This is a genomic window from Microcoleus sp. Pol14D4, assembly GCF_036701245.1.
In the GTDB taxonomy this organism is placed as follows: Bacteria; Cyanobacteriota; Cyanobacteriia; order Cyanobacteriales; family Microcoleaceae; genus Microcoleus.
In genome coordinates this window covers 1-11,055 of record NZ_JAUBQM010000120.1, presented here as the reverse complement: position 1 = coordinate 11,055, position 11,055 = coordinate 1, and the positions used below count along the sequence as shown (strand labels likewise).

Here is an 11,055-nt window from a genome sequence, read left to right as displayed (position 1 = left end):
GCTTTCTATTATGCCATCAACTTAGCCAGACAATTGTCTGAGTATTTATACTGATTGCCAAAGTGGGATGCTCCCGTCAGACACCTCACTTGTGGGAGAAAGGAGTTTAGTCTTTATTCACTAATATTTTCCCTATTCAGTACAGAAGTCCTCACTACCAAATTGATTGTTTTACGGGCAGAAGTTATCGCTACCAACTTGATAATTTTGAGGACAGAAGTCCTGACTTATTAATAGGCGATCGCCAATCCTTAGACTTTTTGCAAAAATAGATAATATCTGCGTTCATTTGCGTTCATCTGCGGTTAAAAACAGAAAATCCAGAACTCTTGCAAAAAGTCTAACCACCAATCTTACTTAGTCTTGTCCAAAGTTCGCGCCTCCAACCAAATAGGAATTGCAATCCAAGCAACTGCTAACAGCAAAGCAAATACCGCAAATTGAGCAGCCCAAGCTACCAATTTCTCTAAAGACACAACTTGTCCCAAGAAGTAGGATAAACTTACCATTACAGATGCCCAACTGGCAGCACCCAGAACATTGAACAGCGAAAATTTCCAAAAAGGCATTTCTGCAATACCTGCTAGGGGGCTAGCAAAAATTCGCAGCAGTGCGATGAAACGGCCCAAAAATACGGCTTTAGCTGCATTTTTGCTAAACTGTTCTTTTAAGTCAAACAGTTGTTCTTCTCGAAAGCGGAAAAATTTTCCCAGCTTCAGCAGCAGTGGCCAGCCGCCATACCTGCCGATCGCATAACCAAAATTTCCGCCCAAAGTAGCACCAGCGATCGCACTGCCGAGTACAAACCAGTAATTCAGTTCCCCGCTGCCAGCTAAAAACCCGCCAGCAATCGTAATAGTCTCGCCTGGAAGAGGAACTCCCAGATTTTCCAGCAAAATTCCCAGAAATACTGCCCAGTAGCCGTAATCACGCGCGAATTGCTGAATAGTCTCTAACGATAAAAACTCAAAAGACATTCGATACTGCCTTCGTAAACTTTTGCAAAGCTCAATACATTTATATATTGGCTCGATTCAGCCAATAGTGCAATCTTTCGCTGTGATGAAGAACACACTGTTGTCGCGATCGCTGGCCTAACTAAAAATTAGCCTTTCAGGCATACTAGATTAATAGAGAATTGTTGCGGTTGCGTTCGGCGCGATCGCTACCTAGTTTCCTACTAAATTTATCACAACGGCTCTCCCCACCGATTCCCTAGCCCGATCGCGCCTCCTAAAACATACGCTGAAATCCCATGAGTTTTTCAAGAGAGTCAGCAAATAAACTCACTTATTCATACTTTACGATCGTAGGATAACTGCTATGGAATTTCCCAACTTCAACCCACCCATCGTGCTTCAACCTCACAACTGCCTCGACTCCCAAGCAGGCAGCCTCCTCCAGCAACAGCTAGCCGAGATTGTGCCCGATCGCCACAAACTCTGGGTAATAGACATGGGCGCGGTAGATTTCATCGACAGTTCCGGGATCTGCGCCTTAGTCGGTGGACTCAACGCCGCCCGCCACCGGGGATGTCGCCTCGTCATCTGCAACCTCTCAGCCACAGTCAAGCTAATTTTTGAAATTACTCAATTAGACCAACTCTTTGAAATCTTCGACAGTTTCGACCAAATAGTCTCCCCTGAAACTCCGGCTTTAGTTGCTTGATTAAAATGAGATCCCCAGTTTAAATCTCAAGTTTGCAAGAGACTTCAAGCAAGCGTAGAGCTAATTCCCATATCATAAATAGGTTGATTTGTCAAGCAATACCAATGACAAACAAATAAATCAGGCACTTGAAGGCCGACAGAAGCGATCGCAGGTGCAGCCGGAAAAGGCCAAAGTCGATCGAAACAAATCCTTTCCCCTACAAACCCAAACTGCATCAAATAAGTCGCCGGGGGCGCATTTAAAAGATTCAGCAAGCGGTAAGCCAACTCATACAACTGCTGCCGCCAAACGTCCGACAAATGCACCGGTTGAGAGTAACTCAACTCGCCAGACTGCTTGTCAGGTTCCCCACCGATCGCCTCAGCATACAGTGGCCCCTTTGCCGTCAACACCACAGGCAGCCAAAAATTGCCACCTCCGACGGGAAAAAGTAACTCCTGGGACACTCGATCGCGCGCCGCCGAAACATTGCCACAAAATCGAAACACATCTTGAGCCGGAAAAACCAGATTTTCTGGCACATCCAGCGTCAAAGGACAAACGATCGCCCCACCCGGAGCGATCGCGCCAGAATGGAGTTCAGAAACCCCACAGATATTGACTTCAGTTAAAGGATGAGATTGAGCGATAGCTGCCTTGAGACTTGCGGTCAGACTTTGCTCACCACCCGCCACAATCAAAACCTTAGACATTGCCAAAGCTCGGCATTTGAATTCCCCGATCGTCCTCAGCATCGACACTCGGCAGATCCAAGCCCTTAGCCTTGCGGTTCCGCACAGCTAGACGGTAAGTTACGCTTTGCAACTCAGTGTGCAACTGGCGGTTTTCCTTTTGAAGTTGATCCAACTTTTCCTTAATCGGCTCGATCCGTTCGGCAAACTTCTGGCGGTAAACCCCCGGCAATTCCTGCACTACCTGTTCCAGCATCCGAGAGCGATCCGTCAATTCTTGCACGGACTGCCGCAGTTGGTAAACCTCAGCATCTCGCTCTGCAATTTGTTCTTGATAAAAACCCACCTGTTCTTCAACAGCTTGGAGTTGTTCCCGCATTGCCTGCATTTGAGCTTGGTGGCGATCGGAAACTTCCGGCGCCGGCACAAAATTAGAATTGCCCTTCACCAGCCTGAAAAGTTCTTGAGACAACTGCTGCACCAATTGGTCGCGCATTTGCAGCTCTTCGGTGAGACGAGATACCTCTGATTGCAATTCTTTTGAGCTTACAAGTTTAGTTTGATTCACGATGACTCTCAGCTTTTGTTATATAATGTGTTTCTATTTAAAAATATCTTTCCCTTACCGCAGAGGCAAGAGGCACTTCAAAAGTTTTGAACCCATTAGGCTAAATCGAGCCAGCGGCCCGATGTCAAGGGTAAAGCTCAGTCTAACTCAAATCAGGCATCCACGTCATTACCTTAGTTTTTTGCCACAGACACAGGTAAAATCCTAGGTTTTTTGTCAATAAACCAGGTTTCTTAGCTTTTTCTAAGAATAGTGCAAGAGATCATGTGTAACCAATCACAGCCGAAAGCACTTTGCCAGCTTCGTCCACGGTTCTGCCAAAACAGATAATGCCGTCCTCGTGACCGGCCATCGCCAGAATTTTGCGCTCTGCCAAATTCTCCTCCTCAAAAAGTCTAAACATTTCTGAAGCCATCTGAGGAGTGCCGTAAGGTATTTCTTTTCTAGTAGTAGGAATCTTAAACAGCAGTTGCTGCCATAGCTTTGGATTATGGACGTGAATTATCCCTCCCACATCCTCTCTCTGAAGGTACAGCGCCCCGTGAGTCAGGGACTCCGACGAAGCTTGTACGGGACCCCGGCAGCCGAGGAAATTTTGTTCTAAATTAAATTCGGTAACAGTACAGTAGAATTCTGGTCCCAGAGTCCTCAAGTGTGCAGTCTGGGTTCCAGAAATTACGAATTGGCAAGAATTGCCGAGTCTGACGCTGACGTTGCCAAACCCTATGCCATTTTCGTAGACGCCAATCAATCCCCAAGCGTGGAGCCGATCGCGCCAGTCCATCAAATCTGCTATGTTCCTGCCAGCTACAGGGTCTGCTTCTTCCCAGTCACAGCGGTACTTAACGACTCCTTCATCCATCCATTTTTTTGTCCGAGCTGACACGACAGACATGGCCCAAGCTGAGACTTAATCGAAGTTCTCAAGAAGTTGTCAAACAGCTTTTTTTGCCGGCTGCCTTATGTCTCGGTGCATAAGTGCCTTAAGTAATCTACATTCCAGTGTCGCCGTAATTAGCGATCGACATTAGCAAAAAGTAAGCTACGAAAGAAGAACCAATTATTCCTAAAATCATGATTTAGCCTCTAGGTGATTACAAAAGTTCAATATGAAAACGTACAATTTTTTTAGGGGAGTTTGATTCCAGGCTATTGCCCGATCTCAAGTTTCTGATGTGAAACTACATAACATCCCTGAATCAGTTATTGTTCTATGCTACAGCATTTCTACTGAGTTGAACTCTACCTTAATAAATATTTAAGGAGAAAGTACCCTTAATTCGGTAACTCCTGTAAAAAGCAACCGTACATTTACTGATTTTTATCATTGTACATATAATGAAGCAAAAAGCAAGCGGAAAACAAAAATATTTTTTAGCCAGTCTGGAACGAACTGGCCCAATCTTCGGGTGCTCTACGTTAGTCAACACCTCTGTCGATCGAGCATTTTTTAGCTCCGGGGCATCCTAAAAGTTAAGAAACCGGGTTGAGCGTAATATCAGGTCGGGTAAAATCACCGCAACGCCAGCTCGCGTCGGCGGGCTTACCACAATCTGTAGTTGTAGTATAAGTTATAGCTCCCGTAAACCCGTGCCCACCTAGAGCGGGATAGTCGATCGACGGAACCTGATATAAGTCTTATTAAGAAAAAAACAAGCCGATCGAGGAGTGATACCTCGATCGGCTAAAGTCTTCTGTGGAGTGCGATCGCTCGTAGCCCTTTAAATGTGGAAGTGATACAAGATACTGCCGTCGTCTTTAATTTCGCAATTGGCATTAAAGACTTCAGCTTGTTGGTTCAAAAAACGCTGAGCGACATCCGGTGACAGCCGCGTTTCCATCGCAAACCGCACCAGAGTTATTTCGCCGCGGCCTTCTTTGATCAGTCGGTACAAAGCACTTTGGAGCCTTTCGCTTTCTTCTCGCTGAAAAGCTGCCTTGTATTTCCAATCCGCCACCGAAGGAATCAAACCCCGGCTGACCAAAATTGCCAACAGCAGGCCAATTCCCAAAATCAGAGGCACTGTCGGATCGCTCGTGGGCGTCGCCACAATTTGTGGCACTGTAGCGGCGGCCAAACTGCTGACCATTTCCTTTTCCGAAGCTTGCGTATCCGCCATTGCAAGCTGAGTTTTGTTGTAAAAGTCTTGCTGAAGCTTCATTTGCTGCAACAGGCGAGCGCGTTCTCTTTCGTATTGGTCGAGTTTTTGCTGAGCTTGTTTCAGGTCTTGAGTAACTTGTGCCAAGCGTTGATTGAGCGACTGATTGACTGATTGCCACCGATATCTGTTAATCAGGCGGCTTTTTTCCACCATGCCCTTCATCAACATATCCACCGTTTGGATTGCTTGCTCCTGATCGAGCGAGCGATACCCAACAACAATCTCTAGGGGTTGTTCCGGCTTAGAAATCTTGACACTAGCATTTTGTCGAACTTGCTGGGGCGACAGCTTAACTGCATCTGCCACTGCTTTGACAACATTATCTGCCAGCAGAACCTCTGGGGTGAGTTGCTCTCCTTGCTTGAGAATTGTCGTGCCCGTACTCGAGAATTTGACTGGCGGATTATTAGAAGTGAGAGTGCCTTGAGCCATGAATCCGGGGGGCGGGGCGAGGCGGTAGGCCAGGGCGCCTGAAATACCCATAATTACAGCAAAACTGCCTAAGGCAATCCATCTGTATTGATGTGCTGAAGATCTAAAACGTAAATTTCCCATTTTGATAGTCAAGTCATAACATTCACTTGCCGCAGCTCCTGCCAAACCCAAGAGCCATCGTTTCTTTCTGGTTAGTCAAATTGACTGCTGAAAATTTTCTCTGCTTCTACCTAAAAGCTATTAGCTTTTGAGAGTTGTCAATATTCATGATCCGAAAAAACCGATCGCGCTTTTATTTGAGCCGAGCTATAACTTCAGTTTTTGTCCTTAATAATTAATCTGTAACAAGGCTTCTGGAAGTCTACTGGCATCAGACTAGCACTCAGGCGTGCGATCGCCTCGCCTCCCCGTGTTTGTTGACATTCAAAACAGTCTCCTTTTCACCCTTGGCAATTCTCCAATTATCTTACGTCTTGGCGTCTTGCGGACGCGGTTGAAGAATAAAAAAAACCTTAAATACTCTGCCTTAAAACTTAACAAGCAAGAATTATACCATGCAGTTAAGAGTTTGCTGCGTATTAAAAAAATTGTGGAGCTGGTCTCGCGCCCAGCTCCACATATTCACATAACAATTATGGTTCGATCGGTTGATGGTTCGATCGAGATCACAAGGGCGAAGGTTTAGAAGCCGATCGGCAAAATCAGACCCTCGCGGGCCATCACAGCCTTCGGAAAAGCGATTTGCACATCTTCGGCGATGCGATCGAGAAAATCGTCAGTGTGAGCCGGATCGTGGTGAAAAATCACCACTCGTTTCACTCGGGCTTCCTTAGCGATTTTCACAGCTTCCTGCCAAGTCGAGTGTCCCCAACCCACCTTCGGAGACTTGGGGTTGTGATATTCCTCGTCTGTGTACATCGCGTCGTAAATCAGCACGTCAGCGTCGAGGGCCAAATTATAAATATTCTCATCAAGGCGATCGGGAAAATGTTCCGTATCCGAACAGTAAACAGCCGATCTTCCCTGCCAAGTCACCCTATATCCCATAGCAGTATTAGGGTGATTCAGAGAACCAGTCCTAATCTCAATATCGTCCAGCATCATCGTCTGGTTGTGATTGAGTTCGTAGAAATTCAAATCTGCCTGCAAACCCATCAGCGGCACCGGCGAATTCGAGTGCAGCACCCGTTCGACGAAGTGCCTTTTCATGCAATCTCCATCCGGCGGAGTCGCCCCGTAAATATCAAAGCTATTGCCGCGGATGAAAGCTGGGGCGAACAGCGGGAACCCTTGAATGTGATCCCAGTGATAGTGAGTAAAAAACATATAAGCTTGCACGGGCATTTCTTGCAGCAACTGGTCTCCCAGCATCCGCAAGCCAGTTCCGCCGTCAAAAATCAAGCGTTTTCCACCGACTCGCATTTCCAAACAAGAAGTATTGCCGCCGTAGCGAACAGTTTCCTGTCCGGGTGTCGGAACACTGCCCCGCACGCCCCAAAACTGTACTACAAAATCATCTATACCTTTTATTGATTCGGAGGGTTGAGGGCAATCAAGGGGAGTTGCCGCTACAGAGGACAAGCTGATTTCCATTTTAAAATTCAGGCTTTAAGGTTCCACATTGTCCGTGATGGCGCAGCAGATGGTCGCACAACACTAAAGCTACCATCGCTTCCACCATTGGCACAGCTCTTGGCAAAACGCAAGGGTCATGCCGTCCCTTGGCAGCCAGCAGCGTTTCTTCGCCTTCTCGGGTAACGGTGCGCTGCTGCTGGCGAATTGTTGCAGTTGGCTTGAATGCCGCCCGCAAAATGATATTTTCGCCGTTAGCAATCCCACCCTGAATTCCGCCAGAGCGATTCGTCACTGTACGAATTACACCCTTATCATCAGTATAGTATTCATCATTATGTTCGCTGCCCTTGAGCAGAGTCCCGGCAAACCCGGAACCAATTTCAAAGCCTTTGCTGGCGGGCAAGGACATGATGGCTTTGGCCAAGTCGGCTTCGAGTTTGTCGAATACGGGCATTCCTAGGCCTTTGGGTACGTTGCGGGCGACGCATTCGACTACACCGCCGATCGAATCTCCACTGTCGCGAACTTTTTCGATCAGTTCAATCATTCTTTCGGCACATTCGGCATCTGGACAGCGGACGATGTTGCTTTCTACTTGTTCTAAGGTAACAGTGTCCGGGTCGGCGACACATTCTAAGTCTTTGATGCGTTTGACGTAGCCGACTATTTCGACTCCTGCTGCTTGTTTGAGAATTTTTTTTGCGATCGCCCCTGCTGCTACTCTACCTATTGTCTCCCTCGCGGACGATCGACCTCCGCCTTGCCAGTTACGAATTCCGTACTTAGCATCGTAGGTAGCGTCAGCGTGAGAAGGGCGGTAAGTTGTCGCCATTTCGCCGTAATCTTGGGGGCGAGTATCTTGATTGCGGACTAAAATTGCGATCGGCGTTCCCAAAGTTTTGCCTTCAAACACCCCCGACAGAATTTCGCAGGTATCTGCTTCTTTGCGGGGCGTAGTAATTTTGCTTTGGCCAGGGCGACGGCGATCGAGTTCGGCTTGAATTTCCGATGCGTCGATCGACACCAAGGGAGGGCAACCGTCAATTACTACTCCGACACCGCCGCCGTGAGATTCCCCAAATGTCGATATCCGAAATAAATGCCCAAATGTGTTCCCCATGATGCTTTAGCCTGACACCTAATAATTTTTAGCTTAAATGGAATAGAGATTTACTGTATTTATGAAAAATATACCATTTGACGAGTAGGCGACCGGCGATCGCCTCACACCATCACTTTTTTACTGCTATAAAAATATATCCGAGCCCGAAGGAGAGGGAGAGAGGGAGATGGGGAGAGGGAAAAAATCTTCCTTCTTCCTGACCTCCGTTACATCCGATACATTGCTCGTTACCGAACTTCCTTCTTCTTTAGTCTTCGTGTTCTTCAAAAGGATCTCTCAATTCCTTAGAAGGGGGACCGAAAGCGGTGTAGATCGAGAATCCGGTGATTGCCACCAGACACACGCCCAGTGAAATGCCAAGAACTGCTGCAGGTTCCATATTTTTGATCGATTATGAGTGATCCACTCTATAATATTACAAAAAATAACAATCCATCTGAAAGTCTAGTGATTTTAGGCGCAATACGGTATTGTCCCCAACCCCCATTCCCCCTTCTCCCAGTCCCCCATGCCGCATTTCTGAGAAATTGCGATCGCAATTAGCGGTAGAAATATGTCAAACTTTTCTGTAGAGATTCATTGTAGGTGACTTATGGCACAACGGACTTGGTTAGGAGATATACTCAAACCCCTTAACTCAGAGTACGGCAAGGTCGCTCCGGGTTGGGGCACCACGCTGTTGATGAGCGTTTTCATTGGACTGTTTTTCGTGTTCTTGTTGATTATTTTGCAAATCTACAACTCTTCGCTGATTCTGGAGAGTGTGGATATGGATTGGTCGAGTCTCGGCCGCTAAAAATTGATCGCAAAACAGTAAGGCTAAAAGTAAAAGCTGAGGGTTGAGGAGAAAGGGTAAAAGCTAAGTTTTCCCGTTTTTCCTTACCCTTTCCGATTACTTTTGCCATAAATAAACAAGAAGTAACTAAACAAATTGCTGGAGAACAACCATGAATATTTTTGGCATTGGTTTGCCCGAAATGGCAGTTATTTTTACGATCGCCCTATTGGTATTTGGTCCGAAAAAATTACCTGAAATCGGTCGGAGTATGGGAAAGGCAATTCGGGGCTTTCAAGACGCTTCGCGGGATTTTGAGTCGGAGTTCACGCGGGAAGCTAAGCAGTTAGAAGAAGCAGTAGCAACTAGCAGCAAACCGGCAACTGAAAAACTCGCGGCGGCTACTCCCAAGGAAGATAGCACAGACAGTTAATTGACATCCACCCCGACCGTCGCGGACGGGGATTCCCAAACCTCACGATTTGAATTTCTGCTTCTTCGCAACTGCCTCCACCCTAAAAGAGATTTGGTCTTATGTTCGCTCCACAGACTAACCCCGCAAGAGAAAGCGGTTTTTACGTATCGAATACCAAACGGAATTCTTCTTCGTTTTGATTCTAGGGATGTTTACCATTGCCCTATCCTCAATTCCTGTGTCTACCGATTTTGCTTCGCCGCCAGCACCTCGGGCTGAACTTCGCTCGTATAGGCTGTTTGATCCATCGTCTCGGGTGGGTCGTTGACCAATTATATTGTAATATAAAGCCGTCCTAAAAGGACGAGGTTTCTACCCAATTTTCTGATGAACAACACCCAGAAGTCGGAAACACCAGCGGAGTTAGTGATTCCCCAGCTAATAGTTGGGTTGGGAAATCCCGAACCTAAATACGATCGCACCCGACACAACATCGGCTTTAATGCTGTCGATGCCTTGGCTAAATCTTGGCAGATTTCTCTGTCGGAAAATCGCAAATTTCAAGGCATATTTGGCGAGGGAAACCGGCCGCGGGGACAGAAAATCCGCTTGCTGAAACCGCTTACTTACATGAATCTGTCGGGTCAAGCGATTCGGGCGGCGGCGGATTGGTACAAAATACCTGCGGAGTCGGTATTAATAGTATACGATGATATGGATTTGCCGATCGGGAAATTGAGAATGCGGCTTGCCGGTTCGGCCGGCGGACACAACGGCATGAAATCGACAATTTCTCACTTGGGCACAGACAAATTTCCCCGCTTGCGGATTGGCATCGGCAAACCTCAAAACGATGCTGCTAAAAATGAGAAAGATACGATTTCCTTCGTGTTAGGAAAGTTTTCTTCAGAGGAAAGTCAGTTAGTAGAGAAAGTGCTTAAACTGGTTGTAGAAGCTGTGGAACTAAGTCTGCACCAAGGAGTAGAAAAAGCCATGAGCCTTTACAATAGTCGCACAATTGCAGAAACAAACGCGGAAACAAAAAGGTGAGTTCGAGACGTTTGCCTGAAACAACAGCATATGTTCGAGTTACTGGCCAATCTTGGCAAAAAGGCACGATTGAGGGTGAAGTAAGTGCCGGCAATTTTGAGTGGCAGTTTCAGTGGCGTTTCACGTCAGAAAAAACACTGATCCTTGAGCCTTCTCAGGGTAGGGCATTGATTCAGGAACCCCTGCACCGCTTCCTGGAAAAATGGGATTATCAGCTTGAACCTGGTGGGGATTATTCGTTTACGGTTCGGGCTCAGTTTTAATATTGATATTTATTTGGCAATAACTCTTGACACTTTATGCTAAATCTAGCATAATAGAAGTGTAGTCGTAAACAACAGGAATCCGTCAATGAGAAAAAAATTATTCATAAAATACTGGAAACATGAGAAACCTCTCACTCAAAACTATTGTATGGATCGGAAGTTCTCTGAACGATCTTAAAGAATTTCCCGAAGATGTACATGACATCATGGGCTATGCTCTGTATCTAGCACAAACAGGAGAAAAACACCAATCTGCTAGACCTCTCAAAGTAACTGCTCAATAACCGCTGGTTGGAGTATCTGAGCTAAGTAGTCCCAGAACGCGAGCCAATAAACTTATTTCT

The 11,055-nt window shown here is 46.5% G+C and carries 14 protein-coding genes; 6 read left to right on the top strand and 8 right to left on the bottom strand.

Annotation, left to right across the window (positions count from 1 at the left end; all coding sequences use genetic code 11):
* Positions 1-353: 353 nt before the first annotated feature.
* A complete protein-coding gene (locus QUA33_RS26310; protein WP_333152470.1) occupies positions 354-977 on the bottom strand; it encodes a DedA family protein in 624 nt (207 codons plus the stop codon).
* A 346-nt stretch (positions 978-1,323) separates the two neighbouring features.
* Between QUA33_RS26310 and QUA33_RS26305 the strand changes: the two genes are divergently transcribed.
* Positions 1,324-1,668, top strand: a complete 345-nt coding sequence (locus QUA33_RS26305; protein ID WP_333078701.1) for an STAS domain-containing protein — start codon at positions 1,324-1,326, stop codon at positions 1,666-1,668.
* Between the two features lie 44 nt (positions 1,669-1,712).
* On the opposite strand, the gene QUA33_RS26300 is transcribed toward QUA33_RS26305, so the two are convergent.
* The 7 genes from QUA33_RS26300 to psbN all read right to left on the bottom strand — a co-directional run bounded on the left by QUA33_RS26300 (position 1,713) and on the right by psbN (position 8,584).
* Positions 1,713-2,363, bottom strand: coding sequence for a hypothetical protein (locus tag QUA33_RS26300; RefSeq protein WP_333152468.1), 651 nt, complete (start codon positions 2,361-2,363; stop codon positions 1,713-1,715).
* A complete protein-coding gene (locus QUA33_RS26295; protein WP_333078699.1) occupies positions 2,356-2,910 on the bottom strand; it encodes an Npun_F5560 family protein in 555 nt (184 codons plus the stop codon). The genes QUA33_RS26300 and QUA33_RS26295 overlap by 8 nt, the downstream gene beginning before the upstream one ends.
* A 262-nt stretch (positions 2,911-3,172) precedes the next feature.
* Positions 3,173-3,805, bottom strand: a complete 633-nt coding sequence (locus QUA33_RS26290) for a class II aldolase/adducin family protein (RefSeq protein WP_333096245.1) — start codon at positions 3,803-3,805, stop codon at positions 3,173-3,175.
* An 826-nt stretch (positions 3,806-4,631) separates the two neighbouring features.
* Positions 4,632-5,555 carry a hypothetical protein gene (locus QUA33_RS26285; protein WP_333071074.1) on the bottom strand — a complete coding sequence of 308 codons (924 nt, stop codon included), beginning with the start codon at positions 5,553-5,555 and terminating at the stop codon, positions 4,632-4,634.
* Between the two features lie 633 nt (positions 5,556-6,188).
* Positions 6,189-7,100, bottom strand: coding sequence for an MBL fold metallo-hydrolase (locus QUA33_RS26280; RefSeq protein ID WP_333152466.1), 912 nt, complete (start codon positions 7,098-7,100; stop codon positions 6,189-6,191).
* Between the two features lies 1 nt (position 7,101).
* Positions 7,102-8,202 (bottom strand): chorismate synthase, encoded by a 1,101-nt coding sequence (gene aroC, locus QUA33_RS26275; RefSeq protein ID WP_190659307.1) that lies wholly within the window; start codon positions 8,200-8,202, stop codon positions 7,102-7,104.
* Positions 8,203-8,452: 250 nt separating this feature from the next.
* On the bottom strand, positions 8,453-8,584 hold the full coding sequence (gene psbN, locus QUA33_RS26270; RefSeq protein WP_006633693.1) for a photosystem II reaction center protein PsbN: 132 nt from the start codon (positions 8,582-8,584) through the stop codon (positions 8,453-8,455).
* Between the two features lie 213 nt (positions 8,585-8,797).
* Here psbN and psbH point away from each other — a divergent pair, with 213 nt between their 5' ends.
* The 5 genes from psbH (at position 8,798) to QUA33_RS26245 (ending at position 10,995) form a co-directional block, all read left to right on the top strand.
* The gene (gene psbH / locus QUA33_RS26265) at positions 8,798-9,001 is read left to right on the top strand and encodes a photosystem II reaction center phosphoprotein PsbH (protein ID WP_015176007.1); all 204 of its coding nucleotides are present in this window, start codon (positions 8,798-8,800) and stop codon (positions 8,999-9,001) included.
* A 151-nt stretch (positions 9,002-9,152) separates the two neighbouring features.
* Entirely contained in the window at positions 9,153-9,413 is a 261-nt protein-coding gene (locus QUA33_RS26260; protein WP_333152463.1) for a TatA/E family twin arginine-targeting protein translocase, read from the top strand.
* 369 nt (positions 9,414-9,782) lie between these two features.
* The gene (gene pth / locus QUA33_RS26255; protein WP_333152462.1) at positions 9,783-10,445 is read left to right on the top strand and encodes an aminoacyl-tRNA hydrolase; all 663 of its coding nucleotides are present in this window, start codon (positions 9,783-9,785) and stop codon (positions 10,443-10,445) included.
* Entirely contained in the window at positions 10,442-10,708 is a 267-nt protein-coding gene (locus tag QUA33_RS26250) for a DUF3146 family protein (RefSeq protein ID WP_333138881.1), read from the top strand. The genes pth and QUA33_RS26250 overlap by 4 nt, the downstream gene beginning before the upstream one ends.
* A 122-nt stretch (positions 10,709-10,830) precedes the next feature.
* Positions 10,831-10,995: a hypothetical protein gene (locus tag QUA33_RS26245; RefSeq protein WP_333152460.1), complete on the top strand. Its 165-nt coding sequence runs from the start codon at positions 10,831-10,833 to the stop codon at positions 10,993-10,995.
* Positions 10,996-11,055: the final 60 nt, after the last annotated feature.

Bases quoted from the DNA above. Each gene is read 5' to 3' on its own strand.
- QUA33_RS26310 (WP_333152470.1), bottom strand. From the start codon at position 977: ATGTCTTTTGAGTTTTTATCGTTAGAGACTATTCAGCAATTCGCGCGT.
- QUA33_RS26305 (WP_333078701.1), top strand. From the start codon at position 1,324: ATGGAATTTCCCAACTTCAACCCACCCATCGTGCTTCAACCTCACAAC.
- QUA33_RS26300 (WP_333152468.1), bottom strand. From the start codon at position 2,363: ATGTCTAAGGTTTTGATTGTGGCGGGTGGTGAGCAAAGTCTGACCGCA.
- QUA33_RS26290 (WP_333096245.1), bottom strand. From the start codon at position 3,805: ATGTCTGTCGTGTCAGCTCGGACAAAAAAATGGATGGATGAAGGAGTC.
- QUA33_RS26285 (WP_333071074.1), bottom strand. From the start codon at position 5,555: ATGGGTATTTCAGGCGCCCTGGCCTACCGCCTCGCCCCGCCCCCCGGA.
- QUA33_RS26280 (WP_333152466.1), bottom strand. From the start codon at position 7,100: ATGGAAATCAGCTTGTCCTCTGTAGCGGCAACTCCCCTTGATTGCCCT.
- aroC (WP_190659307.1), bottom strand. From the start codon at position 8,202: ATGGGGAACACATTTGGGCATTTATTTCGGATATCGACATTTGGGGAA.
- psbN (WP_006633693.1), bottom strand. From the start codon at position 8,584: ATGGAACCTGCAGCAGTTCTTGGCATTTCACTGGGCGTGTGTCTGGTG.
- psbH (WP_015176007.1), top strand. From the start codon at position 8,798: ATGGCACAACGGACTTGGTTAGGAGATATACTCAAACCCCTTAACTCA.
- QUA33_RS26260 (WP_333152463.1), top strand. From the start codon at position 9,153: ATGAATATTTTTGGCATTGGTTTGCCCGAAATGGCAGTTATTTTTACG.
- pth (WP_333152462.1), top strand. From the start codon at position 9,783: ATGAACAACACCCAGAAGTCGGAAACACCAGCGGAGTTAGTGATTCCC.
- QUA33_RS26245 (WP_333152460.1), top strand. From the start codon at position 10,831: ATGAGAAACCTCTCACTCAAAACTATTGTATGGATCGGAAGTTCTCTG.